18 protein-coding genes are annotated in these 17,053 nt (G+C 57.6%); 16 read left to right on the top strand and 2 right to left on the bottom strand.

Annotated features, from left to right (window positions below):
* Positions 1-10: 10 nt before the first annotated feature.
* The 16 genes from xylG (at position 11) to V8G57_RS15340 (ending at position 14,360) form a co-directional block, all read left to right on the top strand.
* Entirely contained in the window at positions 11-1,603 is a 1,593-nt protein-coding gene (gene xylG / locus V8G57_RS15265; protein WP_342830079.1) for a D-xylose ABC transporter ATP-binding protein, read from the top strand.
* A complete protein-coding gene (locus V8G57_RS15270; RefSeq protein ID WP_092398052.1) occupies positions 1,600-2,739 on the top strand; it encodes a sugar ABC transporter permease in 1,140 nt (379 codons plus the stop codon). Before xylG ends, V8G57_RS15270 begins: the two co-directional genes overlap by 4 nt.
* 569 nt (positions 2,740-3,308) lie before the next feature.
* A complete protein-coding gene (locus tag V8G57_RS15275; RefSeq protein ID WP_342830080.1) occupies positions 3,309-3,455 on the top strand; it encodes a Flp family type IVb pilin in 147 nt (48 codons plus the stop codon).
* Positions 3,456-3,523: 68 nt separating this feature from the next.
* Positions 3,524-4,108, top strand: coding sequence for an A24 family peptidase (locus tag V8G57_RS15280; protein ID WP_342830081.1), 585 nt, complete (start codon positions 3,524-3,526; stop codon positions 4,106-4,108).
* A 30-nt stretch (positions 4,109-4,138) separates the two neighbouring features.
* On the top strand, positions 4,139-4,984 hold the full coding sequence (gene cpaB, locus V8G57_RS15285) for a Flp pilus assembly protein CpaB (protein WP_092398056.1): 846 nt from the start codon (positions 4,139-4,141) through the stop codon (positions 4,982-4,984).
* Between the two features lie 152 nt (positions 4,985-5,136).
* A complete protein-coding gene (locus tag V8G57_RS15290) occupies positions 5,137-6,687 on the top strand; it encodes a type II and III secretion system protein family protein (protein WP_425458285.1) in 1,551 nt (516 codons plus the stop codon).
* Between the two features lie 11 nt (positions 6,688-6,698).
* Positions 6,699-6,971, top strand: coding sequence for a hypothetical protein (locus V8G57_RS15295; RefSeq protein WP_342830083.1), 273 nt, complete (start codon positions 6,699-6,701; stop codon positions 6,969-6,971).
* 161 nt (positions 6,972-7,132) lie between these two features.
* Positions 7,133-7,345: a Flp family type IVb pilin gene (locus V8G57_RS15300; RefSeq protein WP_092398062.1), complete on the top strand. Its 213-nt coding sequence runs from the start codon at positions 7,133-7,135 to the stop codon at positions 7,343-7,345.
* Positions 7,346-7,410: 65 nt separating this feature from the next.
* The gene (locus V8G57_RS15305; protein ID WP_092398064.1) at positions 7,411-7,590 is read left to right on the top strand and encodes a Flp family type IVb pilin; all 180 of its coding nucleotides are present in this window, start codon (positions 7,411-7,413) and stop codon (positions 7,588-7,590) included.
* A 114-nt stretch (positions 7,591-7,704) separates the two neighbouring features.
* Positions 7,705-8,937 carry a Tad domain-containing protein gene (locus V8G57_RS15310; RefSeq protein ID WP_342830084.1) on the top strand — a complete coding sequence of 411 codons (1,233 nt, stop codon included), beginning with the start codon at positions 7,705-7,707 and terminating at the stop codon, positions 8,935-8,937.
* Positions 8,938-8,947: 10 nt separating this feature from the next.
* Positions 8,948-9,388, top strand: coding sequence for a TadE/TadG family type IV pilus assembly protein (locus V8G57_RS15315; RefSeq protein WP_342830085.1), 441 nt, complete (start codon positions 8,948-8,950; stop codon positions 9,386-9,388).
* 2 nt (positions 9,389-9,390) lie between these two features.
* On the top strand, positions 9,391-9,825 hold the full coding sequence (locus V8G57_RS15320) for a TadE/TadG family type IV pilus assembly protein (protein ID WP_092398299.1): 435 nt from the start codon (positions 9,391-9,393) through the stop codon (positions 9,823-9,825).
* A gap of 17 nt (positions 9,826-9,842) precedes the next feature.
* Positions 9,843-10,994 carry a CpaE/TadZ family protein gene (locus V8G57_RS15325; protein ID WP_342830086.1) on the top strand — a complete coding sequence of 384 codons (1,152 nt, stop codon included), beginning with the start codon at positions 9,843-9,845 and terminating at the stop codon, positions 10,992-10,994.
* A gap of 87 nt (positions 10,995-11,081) precedes the next feature.
* Entirely contained in the window at positions 11,082-12,428 is a 1,347-nt protein-coding gene (locus V8G57_RS15330) for a TadA family conjugal transfer-associated ATPase (RefSeq protein WP_342830087.1), read from the top strand.
* 13 nt (positions 12,429-12,441) lie between these two features.
* On the top strand, positions 12,442-13,434 hold the full coding sequence (locus tag V8G57_RS15335; RefSeq protein WP_092398072.1) for a type II secretion system F family protein: 993 nt from the start codon (positions 12,442-12,444) through the stop codon (positions 13,432-13,434).
* Positions 13,435-13,445: 11 nt separating this feature from the next.
* Complete coding sequence (locus tag V8G57_RS15340) at positions 13,446-14,360, top strand: type II secretion system F family protein (RefSeq protein ID WP_092398074.1); 915 nt, start codon at positions 13,446-13,448, stop codon at positions 14,358-14,360.
* Positions 14,361-14,367: 7 nt separating this feature from the next.
* Here the strand turns inward: V8G57_RS15340 and V8G57_RS15345 are convergent, their stop codons facing one another.
* Together V8G57_RS15345 and V8G57_RS15350 are read right to left on the bottom strand one after the other, a co-directional pair.
* A complete protein-coding gene (locus V8G57_RS15345; protein WP_342830088.1) occupies positions 14,368-15,054 on the bottom strand; it encodes a response regulator in 687 nt (228 codons plus the stop codon).
* 12 nt (positions 15,055-15,066) lie between these two features.
* Positions 15,067-16,773, bottom strand: coding sequence for a sensor histidine kinase (locus V8G57_RS15350; RefSeq protein WP_254785083.1), 1,707 nt, complete (start codon positions 16,771-16,773; stop codon positions 15,067-15,069).
* Positions 16,774-17,053 lie beyond the last annotated feature (280 nt).

The raw sequence follows: 17,053 nt of genomic DNA on the forward strand, positions 1-17,053 counted from the left end.
GGGAGCAAGCATGTCCGACTATTTGCTGGAAATGCGCGGCATCGTCAAGGAATTCGGCGCGGTGCGTGCGCTGGATGGCATAGACATCAAGGTCAAGGCAGGCGAATGCCTTGGCCTGTGCGGCGAAAACGGCGCCGGCAAATCGACCCTGATGAAAGTGCTATCCGGCGTTTATCCGCATGGCAGCTGGCAGGGCGAAATCCTGTGGGAGGACCGGCCGCTGCAATCGCAGTCGATGCGCGATACGGAAGCTGCAGGCATCATCATCATCCATCAGGAGTTGATGCTGGTGCAGGAACTGTCGGTTGCGGAAAACATCTTCATGGGACACGAACTGACCTTGCCGGGCGGGCGCATGAACTATCCAGCCATGTACCGCCGCGCCGCGGAACTCATGCGCGAGCTGAAAATGCCGGATATTAATGTAGCGCTGCCGGTGATGAACTACGGCGGCGGCCACCAGCAGCTGGTGGAAATCGCCAAGGCGCTCAACAAGAAAGCCAGGCTGCTGATCCTGGACGAACCGTCATCATCGCTGACGGCGTCCGAGATCGCGGTGCTGCTGGATATCATCCGCGACCTGAAAGCCAAGGGCGTGGCCTGCGTGTATATCTCGCACAAGCTGGACGAAGTGGCCGCCGTGTGCGACACCATCGCCGTGATCCGCGACGGCAAGCATATCGCCACCACGCCGATGCAGGACATGAACGTCGACCAGATCATCAAGCAGATGGTGGGCCGCGAAATCAGCGCCATGTACCCGGACCAGGAACATGAAATCGGCGAAGTGATATTCGAGGCGCGCAATGTGACCTGCCATGACGCCGACAATCCGCAGCGCAAGCGGGTCGACGACATTTCCTTCTCATTGCGGCGCGGCGAGATCCTCGGCATCGCCGGGCTGGTCGGCGCCGGCCGCACCGAGCTGGTGTCGGCCTTGTTCGGCGCCTATCCCGGGCGCAGCCAGGCCGAGGTCTGGCTGGAAGGCGTGAAGGTCGATACCGGCACGCCGCTGAAAGCGATCCGGCTTGGGCTGTGCATGGTGCCGGAAGATCGCAAGCAGCACGGCATCGTGCCCGATCTCGGCGTCGGCCAGAACATCACCTTGGCGGTGCTCAAGGATTTTTCGCGCCACACCCGCATTGACGCCGAAGCCGAACTGAAAACCGTGCAGGCTGAAATCAGCCGCCTCCAGCTCAAGACATCCAGCCCGTTCCTGCCGATCACCAGCCTGTCCGGCGGCAACCAGCAAAAGGCGGTGCTGGCGAAAATGCTGCTGGCGCGGCCCAAGGTCCTGATCCTGGACGAACCGACGCGCGGCGTCGACGTCGGCGCCAAGGCCGAGATCTACCGGCTAATGGCGGACCTGGCGCGGCAGGGCGTGGCGATCATCATGGTGTCGTCCGAACTGGCGGAAGTGCTGGGCGTATCGGACCGCGTGCTGGTCATCGGCGAGGGCAAGCTGCGCGGCAACTTCGTCAATCGCGGCCTGAGCCAGGAAACCGTGCTGGCGGCGGCGATCGACCAGTCGTCGCAGTACCTGGCGTCGCAGCAGCTGGTCGCCGCCGCATCTGAAACAGGGAATAACGGGAAACTGATATGAGCACCATCAACATCAAGCAGCTGTTCCGGCAATACAAGATCATGGCCTTGCTGATTGCGATTGCCCTCATCTGGGCATTCTTCAGCTGGAAGACCGAAGGCGGTTTTGTGACGCCGCGCAACCTGTCCAACCTGCTGCGCCAGATGTCGATCACCGGCATCCTGGCCTGCGGCATGGTGCTGGTGATTATTGCCGGCGAAATCGACCTCTCGGTCGGCTCCATGCTCGGCTTGCTGGGCGGCGTCGCTGCCGTGCTCAACGTTACCCACCATTTGCCGCTGCCGCTCAACCTGTGCCTGGTCTTGCTGCTGGGCCTGGCGCTGGGCTTGTTCAACGGCTACCTGACGGCTTACATGCGGATTCCTTCGTTCATCGTCGGCCTTGGCGGCATGCTGGCGTTCCGCGGGATTTTGCTGGGCGTCACCGGCGGCTTGACCATCGCGCCGGTTTCCAGCGACCTGGTCTACCTGGGCCAGGGCTACCTGGCGCCGCAGCTCGGCATCGTGCTCGGCATCGGCCTGTTTGCACTGGCGCTGGCGCTCACCTGGCGGCAGCGCCGCAACCGCATGCAGCATGCGCTGCCGGTGCCGCCGCTGTGGCGCGACGCGCTGCGCGTGCTGCTGATCGGCCTGGTGCTGCTGGGATTTGTCTCGACCTTGAATACCTACGACGGGATTCCGGTGCCGGTGCTGCTGTTGCTGGCGCTGCTCGGACTGTTCAGCTACATCACCACCCAGACCGTGTTCGGCCGCCGCATCTATTCGGTCGGCAGCAACATGGAGGCGACCCGGCTGTCCGGCGTCAATGTGCAGGCGGTGAAGCTGTGGATATTCGGCATCATGGGCGTGATGTGCGCGCTGGCGGGCCTGGTCAATACCGCACGCCTGGCGGCGGGTTCGCCTTCGGCCGGCAACATGGGCGAGCTCGATGCGATCGCGGCCTGCTTCATCGGCGGCACTTCCATGCGCGGCGGTTCCGGCACGGTATACGGCGCGCTGATCGGGGCGCTGGTGATGGCCAGCCTGGACAACGGCATGTCGATGCTGGATGTCGACACCTACTGGCAAATGATCGTCAAGGGCAGCATCCTGATGCTGGCGGTGTGGGTCGATGTCAGCACACGGTCTAGCCGTTAGAGTCATATCCCGGCGCTCATGCTGACGCCGGATGGCGTGTCGCGGCCCGTGCAGTCGAGGTCGGGCCGGCCAGTAAAAATCCTTCCTTTGCAGCGGCGCATTCGGCTCGCTTGAAATAGCCGCGGCCAAAGACGGCGGCCGCGGAATGGGCGGGCCATCTTCCCGGCGCTTTCGCGAGCCGCTTCTCTCTGGACCTCCCGCGAAAGACAGGCGTGGCTGCTTCTCCATTCCTTCCCTTGTGGCAATTTTTTTGCTGCGGCCTGAGAGCCTGGCAGCAGCATCCATGACAAAAAAAATGTCTGCTTTCGACAAGCAAAATGGCGGGCTTTGACAAGGTCCGTTTCTTTTTGTCCGTTATCGACAACAAGTTAGATTTTCCCCCCGCTCCTTCCTAGTTGTTTTGTCCTGCCCATCCCTGATTCAGAGAGACAGTCGGTCCTACTCAAATAGGGACCCATCGGTCATATACGTTTTTTTCTGCCTGCCTATACTCATTGCAAGGACGCGAGCATTGCAGTCCGATCGAAACCGGCAGAGTCGAATCATGAGAAACCACTACGGAGAAGAGTATGCGATTAACCGACGATCCATCGCATGCCCTCATGAGTTTCTTCAAGGAAGAGGACGGTGCGTCGCTCATAGAGTTCGCGCTCATCGGAGCGCTTGTTATCGTGGTCTGCACGCTTGCGTTGCTCGCTCTGGTGAAGAGCACATGAGAAATCGCGTTGGACGCATGCCGCAGCTCATTACCGATCACGTTTCATTTGAATGGCAGAGATAGATCATGCAAGCATTTTATTCATTACTCGAACTTCTCGGCATGCTCGTCACCGATCCCCGTACGGGAGTCTTGATTGCATTGCTGATAGTGGCTGCTGCGAGCGATTGGCGGGTCTATCGGATTCCGAACTGGCTGACTGCAAGCGGCACGGCGTTCGGTCTGATTTACAACACGGCAGTTCCGATGTCGACGCACGCCGGCCTTCTATGGGCGTTCGACGGCCTGCTGCTTGGCTTGCTCATGATGCTGCCGCTGTACGCGCTCAAGGCGATGGGGGCAGGCGACGTAAAACTGATAGCGATGGTCGGGGCATTCCTCGGCGTTCCGGGGATATTTTTTGCGGTCATATCCACTTTCATTGTCGGCGGCATCGCTGCCCTGGGGTTTGCCCTGTTTAACAGAGCGCTGGGGCGGATGCTAGGCAATGTAAAGAATATGGTGCAAATCATGATGCTGTCGGCAATTGGAGGTTTCAGGCCGGACGCCCACATAGACGCAAGCAAGTCGGTGGGGAAATTGCCGTACGGCGTCAGCATCGGCATAGGCACCACCGGCTATCTGGTGGCACGGCAACTAGGTTATTTGTAGCTTGCAAAACAAACTTGACTGGAATCGAAAATGAAAAACGTCAAAGCAATCGGATTGCTCGTGCTGGCCTCGGCGATCGGTCTGGGAGCCGCTGTATATGCGGCTGGGTGGGTATCGAAGCAAGGCGGCGTCGCCTCCAACAAAGTCGTGGTGGCCGCGTCAGATATCGAACTGGGAAGCAGGATCAATGTGCAAATGCTGTCGACCGTCGACTGGCCCAGCGGCTCGGTGCCGGCCGGCGCCTTCAAAGAAGTCAAGGACTTGCAGGACCGGGTGGTGAAAGTCGGCGTGCTGCGGGGCGAAGCGATCCTCGACGGCAAGCTGGCGCCGGCAGGCACGCAAGGGGGACTTTCCGCCGTGATTGCGGAGGGCAAGCGGGCCATGACGGTCAGGGTCAACGATGTGGTCGGCGTGGCTGGTTTCGCGCTTCCCGGCAACTATGTAGACGTCATGGTGAATGCGCAGCAGGACAAGAACAAGGGCGAAGAAGGCAAGCAGATCAGCAAGACCGTGCTCGAGCATGTACTGGTGCTGGCGGTGGCGCAGGAAGCTGGCCGCGACGATACCAAACCTCGGGTAGTCAGTGCGGTGACGCTGGAGTTGACGCTGGAGGATTCAGAGAAGCTGGACCTGGCGCGCAGCGTCGGCACGCTATCGCTAGTGCTGCGCAACCAGGTGGACAAGAACACGGTAACAACCGTAGGCATTACCAAGAACCAGCTGTTTGGAGAGCGTGTAGAACCGGAAGCAGCGCCAGCCAAGGTTGCAGCTGTAAAGCCCAGGGTGATGCGCAGCAAACCGATGGTGGCGTCAGCCTCGCAATCGCAGTGTGTCGAGGTAATTCAAAACGGCAGCCGGACGCTCAACTGTTTTTAATTAAAACAATCTAGGGAGCAGTTCAAGTGAACAACAACTACAGAAATGTGATCTTCTTCGCGGCGCTGGCCTTGTCCGATGGAGCACTCGCGGCCAGCGCACCTTTCGCCAATCAAACTCTAGGCTCTTCTGGCCTGAGGCCTTGCGGATCCGTGACGGTTGACCCTGTTACTTACGTCACGCTTGGCAAGTCAAGCGTCATCCGGCTGAATGTTCCCGCCGCGCGCATGCTGGTCGGCGGCCAATCGTCGAACCGTGCCGGCCGGCCGCCTGCAACCAACGACAAGACCGTGCCGCCGGGGCCTGCGAATGCACCTCCAGCCCCGGCGCAAGCGGCTTCGGACGGCGTGGCAGATGTAGATATCACGCTGCTCAGTCCTACCGAACTGTTTTTCCTGGGACGGAAGTCAGGATCGATGAATGTGGTTTTGCAGAGTTCGGATGGACGCTGCGTCATCAAGGACATCATCGTTACCGTCGATCCGGGCACCTTGCAAGCCAAGCTAGGCGAATTGATGCCTGAAGAAACCGGGATCAAGGTGCGCGGCGCGGAAAACTCGCTGGTGCTGACCGGCCAGGTCAGCGACGCCATCAAGCTCGACGAAGCGATAAACCTGGCCAATGCTTACGGCGACGGCAAGAAGGTGGTTAACATGCTGCGCGTCACGGCCCCGCAGCAGGTCATGCTGGAAGTGAAGATCGCCGAAGTCAGCAAGACGCTGCTCGACAGGCTCGGGTCGAACGTCAGCCTGACCCGTCCCAGCAATGGCGGAGGCAATACCTATTCCCTGCTATCCAATTTCCTGAGCGGAGGCAATGCCTTGCTGCAGGCGCTGAGGATCGGCCGGACCTCGGTAAACATCGACGGGCAAAAGAATGACGGCCTGGTGCGGGTGCTGGCTGAACCGAACATCATGGCGATCAGCGGCCAGCAGGCCAGTTTCCTGTCAGGCGGCAAGATCTTCATTCCTGTGTCCCAGACCAACAACGCTGGCCAGGCCACCATCACGCTGGAAGAAAAGGAATTCGGCATCGGCGTGAAGTTCATGCCCACCGTGCTGAACGGCAGCCGGATCAACCTGAAGATGGTTTCGGAAGTATCGGACTTGTCGCAGCTTGGCTCGCCGTTCACCACCGTCGGCGGCGTCACGGCGGTGCTGCCGTCGCTGACGGTGCGCCGGGCGGATACCACCGTCCAGCTTAACGATGGACAAAGCTTCGCGATTGCCGGCCTGATCAAGAACAACGTCACTGAAACCATGAAGCGTTTCCCTGGCTTGGGCGAGGTGCCGGTGCTTGGAGCGCTGTTCAGGAGTTCCGAGTTCCAGACTGACCAGACTGAGCTGCTGTTCGTGATTACGCCGCATCTGGTGAAGCCGCTGGCGGAAGCGCCGACGCTGCCGACGGACAATCATGTCGTGCCTAGCCGTGGCGAGGTTTATTTCAACGGCAGCCTGGAAGGCTCGGCTCCGGCTCCGGCCCCGACTCAAGCTCGAGCTCCAGCTCCAGCTCCAGTCGAAGCTCAAGCTCAAGCTCAAGCTCCAGTTCAAGCTCCAGTCGAAGCTCAAGCTCAAGCTCCAGTTCAAGCTCCAGTCGAAGCTCAAACTCCAGCTCCAGCTCCAGCTCCAGCTCCAGCTCCAGCTCCAGCCATGGCGCCGACAGCCAGTTCTGAAGATGTCGCTGCTACTCCTGAAATCAAATAAAAGGAAAGTCCATGAACAAGCTCGCAATCGCACTGTTGCTCGTCCTGACGGCGGGCTGCTCGACAGTCACTCCCAACTACGACACCAAATTCGGCGACGCCGTGCGCCAGGCCAAGCTCAAGATGATCATCAATCCTGACGCCGGCAAGAATCCCGATCAGGTGGCGGGTATGGACGGTAAAGCGGCCAAGGAGACCATCAATCTCTATCAAGGCAGCTTCAAGGCGCCGCCGCCAGCGGTCAACGTCATCAATATCGGCGGCAGTCTTGGCGCCACCCAGTAACGCAGGAATGATGCATCAAGGATTTTATTGATCAAGGCAGCAGGATAAGCTGCCGGCGAAAAAGGGAGTCATCCTTTCGCAACGTTGTAAGAAGTAGGTAGCAACCGTGCAGTACCAGGGTAGTAAATTTCAATTCAACATTAACCTCAAGAGGTAAAGAAATGAACGCTAATCTTAAATTGGTCAAACAATCCATCGGTTCTTTCGTGCAAGACGAAGACGGCGCTCAAGTTGTCGAATATGCGCTGATCATCGCTGTCGTCTCGATCGCGCTGGTGGTGGCATTGAATGCGCTGACTGCAGCCGGAGGCGGCTTCTCGCAATTCATTACCCGCGTAACAAACTGCCTGAAGACCGGCGGGACATGCGCTTGATCTCAGTTGGTGCCGGCGAGCCGGCCGCATAGCCGGCTCGCCCATTCAGTTAAAAGGAGATTGTCATGCTGCATCGATTCTTGCAAGAGGAAGACGGCGCCCAAGTCGTCGAGTACGCATTGATCATTGCTGTCGTATCGATAGCGCTGGTCGTCGCGCTTCAAGCTTTGACCACGGGAACCAGCTTTTCTGACTTTATTACCCGTGTATCAAATTGCCTGAAGACAGGCGGCACCTGCGCCTGATTTTGCCGCAAAAAAAAACGGAATCTCGAAAAGTCTGTTTGTCATAACTCTAAAAAAGGCGTCATCGTGGACCGTGTTGCTATCCAGCGTCAGTGTCATCGCCAGGACGGGGCAGTGATAGTCACCGTATCGCTCGTCCTGCTATTCTTGATGGGATTCATGGCAATTGCCCTCGACTTTGGCCATCTGTTCGTCGTGAAGACAGAATTGCAGACAGCGATGGACAGTTGCGCGCTGGCTGCAGCGCAAGAGCTCGACGGCGAAAGCAACGCGTTGACGCGCGCCACCAATGCCGGCATTACCGCCGGCAATTTGAATAACGTCAATTTCCAATCTTCCTCATGGAGCAGCCAGGGCAAGATAGTCGCTGCGGATATCACTTTCAAGGATGCCGCCTACGGCGCCACTGCCGCTGCCGCCAACGCCAGATATGCGCAGTGCCAGCACACGCAGTCCGGCTTGAACATGTGGCTGCTGCAATCGATGGGCGCTTTTGCCAACGACGCGACGACCTACACGAATACACAAAATGTCCTGGCAGTCGCGGTGGCGACTCGTGCCAGCGCCCAGACCACCTGTCCGATCCCGATCGGGCTGAAGCCAAAGACGGGCGGGACAGCACCGAATTACGGATTCGCGATCGGCGAGTGGGTCAACATGCTCGGCAACGGCACCCAGGTCAACGGTGAAATGGGCTGGTACAACCTGGATGGCAGCAATAGCGCCAGCGAGACAAAAAATGAACTGGGCGAGCCAGGATATTGCGGCACCAAGCTAGGTGACACACTGGGGACGCCAGGCGCCCAGACTACAGTGGATACTGTCTGGAACTATCGTTTCGGCATTTACAAGAACAGCGATCCCGGTCCTAGCGTCAACCATCCAGATTTCTCAGGTTATGCATATACCTCGGCCAATTGGAAGAACGCATCGCCACAAAATGCGTGGTCTGGAACGCCGGCCGCGGGTTCAGATCCGACTGCAGCCAGCTTCATGGCCAAGCGCGCGGCCTTTGCTTCTTATGACGACACGGGAACCAGCCTGAACGGCGGCGATGGCATCACTGGCTTGAAATTGAACAGCTTCAAGAACTTGGCTACGCCGGGCGCCGGGGGACAGCACAATTTGTACGGCTTCAGCAGAAGGCTGGTAACTGCGCCAATTGTCGATGCCTCGAACAAGGTGATCGATTACGCCTGCATGTTCATGCTGCAGCCGTTAAGCGGACCCACGGTAACCGTGCAATTGGAATTTCGCGGCAATGGCGGCAGCACCAGCAGCCCATGTACGACCAACGGATTGGCGGGCGGCGCGGCCGGTCCGCTGGTGCCGGTTTTAGTGAGATAAGAGGACAACCATGAAAACCAGACAGAAAGGCACGGCGCTCGTTGAATTTGCCTTGATCCTGCCGATGCTGCTGCTGCTCACTTTCATCACGACGGAATTCGGCCGGGCGATATTCCAGTACAACACGATCACCAAGTCGGTGCGGGATGCGGTCCGTTATCTGTCGGTGCAGACGCCGGGAACCCATGTCGCCGAAGCACAGAACCTGGTGGTGTACGGGAACGTTGCCGGGACCGGGACGCCCTTGGCGCCGGGGCTTAGCGTGGCCAACGTGCTGACGCCGACCTGGCAGACCGCCGGCTCCAACCCGCTGATCAACACCGTGCAGGTTACCGTGAGCGGCTATAAATTCGTCCCCCTGTATGGCAGCGTGTTTGGCGTTGCGTTCGCTGATTCGACAGGGAAAATTACATACAGCAATATCAGCGCCACCATGCGGAGTTCGATATGAACATGAACAAGCAATCGCAATCCGGCGCCACCGTGGTGGAGTTCGCCCTGGTGCTGATCGTTTTCCTGACTTTTCTGCTGGGAATCACCGACTTCAGCCGCATGCTCTATAGCTGGAGTGCGGCGACCGAGGCCACGCGCGCCGGAGCACGCTATGCAGTGGTGTGCGACGACACCACCCAGAAGGCGAAAGTCCTGGCGAAGATGCAGGCGCTGCTGCCGCAGATCGTCGACATCAACCTGGCGTGGAGTCCTGCCGCATGCACCGCGGCGACTTGCGAAGGGGTGACGGTAACGATCACCAGCCTCAACTATCAGTGGATCTCGCCCATCGCAGGCAGCGCGGCACTGGCTGCAATCCCGATGCCTGTGTTTTCTACTTATCTGCCGCGGGAAGCCATGCGGCTAGACCCGAACAGCGCCGCAATCTGTTCCTAACACTCAGGGAAAACAAAATGAAGATCGCCGTGATTTCTCCCAATGTCAATAACCTGCAAGAGATGGGGCGGGTCCTGGGTACGTATTCGCACTCGGCCACGCTGATTGAAGGCGGCAAAAGCCGGATGCGTATCGTCGCCGAACAGGAGCAGCCGGACCTGATGCTGGTGGAGGGCATGTGCTGCGATCCGGCCGAACTGGCCCAGGTGGAATACGTTACTACCCACCATCCGAGCATCGCGGTGATTCTGTTGTGCGCTACCCACACGCCGGAATTCCTGATCAATTCGATGCGCGCCGGCGTGCGCGAAGTGCTGCCGTCGCCGGTGACCCCCGCTGCGCTGGAAGCCGCTGTAAGCCGCATCGCGGCCAAACGCATCGGCGGCCCTGCCAGGACACTGGGCAGGATACTGGCGTTCATGCCGTGCAAGGGCGGCAGCGGCGCCACGTTCCTGGCGACCAATCTCGGCTGCCAGCTGGCGCAAACCAAGTCTGTGCTGCTGATCGACCTGAACCTGCAATTCGGCGAAGCGCTGTCGTTCGTGCATGACGGCGAGCCGGCCTCGACCCTGGCCGATGTGGCGCGTGACATCGGCCGGCTGGATGCGTCGTTCCTGACGGCCAGCACGGTTAAGGTGGCGCCGAACTACAGCATACTGGCGGCGCCGGAAGAGCCTTCGCAAGCGATGGAGCTCAAACCGGAACATATCGACGCCATCCTCAACCTGGCGGTAGCGCAGTACGACTTCATATTGCTCGATGTCGGCCGCACCTTGGACGGGCTTGCGATCAAGGCGCTGGATCGGGCTGACCGGATTTTCCCGGTATTGCAGGCGGGGCTGCCCTACCTGCGGAATGCCAGCAAGCTGCTGACGATATTCAAATCCTTGGGCTATCCGATGAACAAGGTCGAACTGATCATCAACCGCTTCGAGAAGAGCAATGAAATCGGCATCGATCGCATGCAGCGTTCTTTAGGGCCGGTGACGCTGCACACCGTCCCCAATTCGTATAAAGAGGTCAATGCATCGATCAACCACGGCGACCCGATGATCGACATGGCGCGTTCCAATGCGGTGACCAAGAATCTGGCGGCGTTCGCGCTGTCGCTGAGCCCCAGGGAAGATGAAAATCGGGGATTTTTAGGACGCTTGTTCAGGCGGGCATAAATGGTGCAAGGGCAGAGCAATAATAGAGCCACCCATTTCCAGCCGGACCCAAGTGCAGGCCAGCAACTCTAACCGGAGCATACGAAAATGTCTTTTCGAGAAAAACTCAACGCCGTCAGGATAGAGCCTGTCGAGCATCCGCAGGGGCAAGTCGCGAGCGACGCATACAAGATATTGAAGGGGCGGATGCATCTCAAGCTGCTGGACAAGTTTGATCTGGCTGCGCTGGAGACCCTGGCTCCCGAAATGCTGCGCCAGGAAATCACCACGATGATCGAACGCCTGCTGAAGGAAGAGCAAGCGGTGGTCAACGACATCGAACGGCGCTCGCTGATCCGCGACATCCAGCACGAAATGCTGGGCTTCGGCCCGCTTGAATTGCTGATGGCCGATCCGACCGTGTCCGATATCCTGGTCAACTCCTACGACCAGATATATGTGGAGCGCAGGGGCAAGCTGGAACTGACCAATGTCACTTTTACCGATGAGAAGCACCTGTTGCGCATCATCGACAAAATCGTGTCGCTGGTAGGCCGGCGGATAGATGAATCCAGCCCCATGGTGGACGCCAGGCTGCCGGACGGATCCCGGGTCAACGCAGTGATTCCGCCGGTAGCGCTGGATGGGCCGATGATGTCGATTCGCCGCTTCGCGCATATCCCCCTCAAGATGAGCAATCTGGTCGAGGAGTACAAGAGCTTGACTGCGGACATGGCGTTCATGCTGGAAGGCTTGAGCAAGGCCAAGGTCAACATGATCATCTCCGGCGGCACCGGTTCCGGCAAGACGACATTGCTGAACATCCTGTCCGGCTACATTCCGGTATCTGAGCGCATCGTCACAATCGAGGACGCGGCCGAGTTGCAGATGCAGCAGCCGCATGTCGTGCGCATGGAAACGCGGCCGATGAATATCGAGGGCAAGGGTGAGATTACCCAGCGCGCATTGGTGCGCAACGCACTGCGCATGCGGCCCGACCGGATCGTGATTGGCGAAGTGCGCGGCCCCGAGGCAGCCGACATGCTGCAGGCGATGAACACCGGCCATGAAGGATCGCTCACGACCATCCATGCCAATACGCCGCGGGATGCGCTGTCCCGGCTCGAAAACATGGTGGGCATGGCAAATCTCAACTTGCCGCACAAGGCTTCCCGGCAGCAAATTGCTTCAGCCATTACGGTCATGATCCAAGCTATCAGGTTGACCGACGGCAAACGGAAAATCACCAGCATCCAGGAACTGACCGGAATGGAGGGCGACATTATCACCATGCAAGAGATATTCGCCTTCAAGCAAACCGGGATTGGCATCGATGGCGATGTCCAGGGCTATTTCCATGCAACAGGCGTGAGGCCGAAGTTTACTGAACGCCTGCGTTCGTTTGGCGTGGTGTTGCCGGACACAATGTTCGATCCCGCTAAACATTACCACTGAAGGAGTGAAAATCATGCTGCAATCAATTGGTGGTAACACCTTCCTGGTTTTTTCAGTGCTTGTTTTCGTTGCGGTGGTCCTGCTTCTGGAAGGCTTCTTTATGATGTGGAAATCATACAGAGGCCCGGAAGCCAAGAAGATTTCGAAGCGGCTGCAGGCACTGTCCGCTTCCCTTGATAAAACCAAGCAGTCGCAGCTGTTGAAACAACGGATGCTGAGCGAAATACCGTTATTCGAGCGCATCTTGCTGAGCCTTCCCAGGGCCCGCAGACTGGACCGGTTCATCCTCCAGGCGGGGCTCGACTGGACCGTATCCAAACTGCTGCTGTCGTGCGTGGCATTGGCAGTGGCGGGTTGCCTGGCGATGACTTTTCTGGTTCATCAATCGCTCCTGCTGGGCGCCGCGCTTGGCATTGCGCTGGCAGCTTTGCCGCTGCTGTATGTGCGTCATAAACGGAGCCGGCGCCTGGCCAGGATTGAGCAACAGCTGCCAGATGTGCTTGATCTGATCACCAGGGCATTGCGTTCCGGGCATGCGTTTTCGTCCGGCCTGCAAATGGTCGGAGACGAAATGGCTGAGCCGATTGCCGGCGAATTCCGCATCGTCCACGATGAAGTCAATTTCGGCGTATCGCTGCAACAGGCATTGACTAACCTGAGCGAGCGCATACCGATTACCGACCTGCGTTACTTCGTGGTGGCGGTGCTGATCCAGCGCGATTCAGGCGGCAACCTGACCGATGTGCTCGGCAATCTGAGCCGCCTGATTCGTGAACGCCTGAAACTGCTTTCGAAGGTGAGGGTGCTGTCGTCCGAGGGGCGGCTGTCGGCCTGGATCCTGGGGCTCATGCCCTTCGCACTGGGGGCCGCCATGAGTTTCCTGAACCCGGATTTCATGAAGCCGTTGTGGCACGATCCTATCGGCATTGCAATCATTAAATACATGCTGGTCTTGATGGTTCTCGGCATTCTGGTCTTAAGAAAAATAATCAGAATCCGGGTATAAGGGAGAACGAAATGCTCATACTTTCCGTACTCGTCTTCTTCGCTGTAACGCTGGGGCTGGCAGGATTGTTCCTGTGGCTGGCGCCAACCAGAGCGGAGCAGCGGCTGCAGGCAATGTCCGATCCGGCCGAGAAGCAGCAATGGACGGAAACCATGGTGAATCTGGTCGGCCCCTTTGCCAATCTGTCTTCACCCACTGGTAACTGGGAGGAATCGCCGCTGCGGCTCAAGTTTTTCAATGCCGGAATCCGGCATAACGATGCGCGGCTGGTTTATTTTGGCATCAAGACCTTGCTGCCGCTGCTCTTTGCCGGGTTGGCATACCTGGCGCTGAGCACAATGACTCACTTTCAGGGCTTGACGTTCCTGCTGTACCTGATGCTGGCAGCCATGATCGGTTGTTACCTGCCTAACGCCCTGTTGCATTGGAAAATAAAAATGCGCAGGCGCGAAATTTTCGAAAGTTTTCCCGACGCCACGGACCTGATGCTGGTTTGCATCGAGGCAGGTTTAGGGCTGGATGCCGGCCTCACCAAGGTAGCTGACGAAATCAGGATCAAAAGCGTCGCCCTGGCAGAAGAACTGCACTTGACCAATCTGGAAATGAGGGCGGGCGGAACACGCGAGAAATCCTTGCGTAACCTGGCGCTGCGCACGGGTGTCGAGGAAATAAGCATATTCGCTACCATGCTGACGCAAGCAGACAAGTTCGGCACAAGCATCGGCGAATCCCTGCGGGTATTTTCCGACGACCTGCGGCACAAGAGGCAGGTGCGGGCCGAGGAAATGGCTGCCAAGGTTCCGACAAAAATGCTGTTCCCTTTGGTGGTCTTCATATTCCCATCGATTATCATGGTCATCATGGGACCGGCCGTGATTCAGATCATCAGGACCATCATGCCAATGCTAAGCGGGGGAATCCATTGAGCTGCAATCAGGAATGCGGGCTCCCCAGCTGGTGCTTGATTGCATAAACGTACAACTCAAGGCGATTGCTCACGCCCAGCTTGTGGTAGATCGATGTCAGGTGGTTGCACAAGGTGTGCTCGGATATGTATAGCCGTTGCGAAAGCGCTTTGTTCGAAGCGCCGCTTCCCTCGACTATCGTGTGAATGATTTTTTGCTCCTTGGCTGTCAGGGTCGCTTTCTTTTTCGTGTCGATGTCCTGCTTTGGCGTCCCGGCCGGCACCATGAGTTCGCCGAATACCCTGCCCAGCGTTTCACGGTCCAGCCACAATTCGCCTTGATGGGTTTTTTCGATCGCCTTCAGCACTTGTTCCGCCGATGCGTCTTTGCGCAATATCCCGCGGGCGCCGCGCAAAACCGCTATATCCAGTGTCGCCTGTTTGCGTTCGCCGGTTAAGATCAGGACGCGCGACACCAGGTTCGACAGCAGGGCGGGGAGGATATCCAGGCCGTTTTTCCCATCCAGGTCAAGGTCCAGCAAAACGACATCCGGAATCAGCTGGTCGATTTTCGCAAGCGCTTCTTCGCAGGTTCTTGCGGTTCCGACCACTTCCATCTTCGGTTTTTCACCGTCGATCAATTTACCCAATCCCCACAGCATCGTCTGGTGATCGTCGATGAGCATTACGCGAATGGTTTCGTCCGCCGGCTTCATGGTGCCACCTTTTTAAACGGGTATTTCGATCAATACAGCGGTGCCGCCGCCAACGCCTTGCTTCACCTGGGCCGTCCCGCCCAGTGCGCTAGCCCGCTCTGTAATCGAACGCGGCATGAAATCGATAGACTGGGTGCCGATGCCTTCATTTTCGATCTGGATCTTGAGCCAGCCGTCTGCGCACTGGAGTTTGACCAGTCCGCGCTGGGCATCGGTGTGTTTGCAGATGTTGCTCAATCCCTCGCGCACCACCTGCAATACCTCTGCAGTCAGGCGGTCGCTGACGTTAAGTTCGCCTTCCATGCTGACTGCGATATCGATTCCGTAGAATTCCCTGACTTGCGCCGCCTGCTGGCGCAGAATGGCCAGGAATATCGGCTCAGTCTTTCCCGATGCGGTTTTAAAGGTGCCGGCATAGCGCCGCAGGTCGCCTATCACCTGTGCCGCCATGCTGATCAATTTATCGAGATCGTCGATCAGAGGATTGTCTGGGGCAGCTTTGTGCCGTAACGCGCTCAATCCCATTTTCAGTCCGATGTATGGCTGGATGGCGGTATCGTGGATATCCAGTGCAATCTTTTTCCGTTCTTGCGAAACCGCCTCCGAGGCCATCCGATCGAGAAGTTCGATGTTATCGAGAACAGGAAACGCCTGTTCAGCGACATGGCTCAAAAACAGGGCGTCCGCTTTGTTGAATCTATTTTTCCGCGAGATGACATAAATGCGGCCGTTGCCTTTTCTCAATGACAAAGGAACACTGATAAAGGAATCTGTCTCCAGCAGCTCGGCCATGTTCTGGCTGGCCTGTTCTTCGCGATTGGTCCATTTGCCGCTCGCACTTTCATATACCTGGGATCCCCCGAGGACGAACATGGCAGGCCCAATGGGGCGGGAGTAGGCAACGATCTGGTCTTGCGAAAAAACCATGAGCCGGGACGCCGCTTCTGCGCGGACTTCCACGGCGTTGATTGATTGCTCTGCGTCGCCTTCCTTTATCGTCCGCAAGGAATAGGTCGCGGAATCCTTGTCCAGGGTCACCAGAATACAGCTGTTGCCCCTGAAAAAAACCAATGTCTTTTTCAGGACAGAGGTAATGGTGTGATCGACCCCAAAACGCGGATTCGACAGCCGGCTGACATCGCGCAGCAGTGCAATCCGGCGCTTCAGTTCCAGTTTCGATTCCCCCCAGCGTGCGCTCATGTAGCCGAATGTCAGCAAGAAGGTGGTGCGCAACAATAAGCGGGGAAGGTCTTGCTGTGCCTCCAGCGTCAAGCCGCATGCGGCAAGCAATACCGCTGAGGCGATGGTGATTCGCGCACCTTCCTCGAAACCCCAGCGGAAAGACGCAGTGAGAATGGCGAAAAAGAAGAACAGGGAAAAAAAGCTGCTGATGCCGCCTGTGAACAGGACGATCAGTGCATACCAGCAGACATCCATCCAGTGAATCAGCTTGCTCTGTGAAAATGACTTGTTAAGCAGGGCAAAAATGTAAAGGACAATGCAGTGGAAGACATACCCGGAAAAGATGAGCCAGGTAGAACGGTCAACGCCGCTTAAGCCTGACGGGTCGATAAAAATCGCCAGCAGGCCGGACACAGCCAGGACCAGTCGCATCCGGCTAACCATTTGGGCGTCAGCAGCGTCCGTGGCCAGGCTCAACGCAATTTCGTTTTTTTTGTCTAGCCTGTAGACACCCATAGTGTTCTCGCGCCAAAACATAGAGCGTGATCCTCCCTTTGTTTCCTAGCGCGTTAGTTTTATGGGGATACCCCTTATGGACGCGCTGATGCCTGGAAACCGCCAAACCAAATTGCTGCTTTTTTGATAATTCCTCTAAATTTTTTTTGAGAAAATGTTTTTAATTGTTAATTTTATTTGGTTACTGATTGTTAATTTATATATTGCCCCTCGGGTATAGCTATGTCAATGCTGGATGTCGACACTGCCGGTAAATGATCGTTACGGACACAACATCTTGATGCTGGCGATATGGGCCGAT

Origin of the sequence: Collimonas rhizosphaerae (assembly GCF_038896935.1) — a bacterium.
Classification (GTDB): Bacteria; Pseudomonadota; Gammaproteobacteria; order Burkholderiales; family Burkholderiaceae_D; genus Collimonas; species Collimonas rhizosphaerae.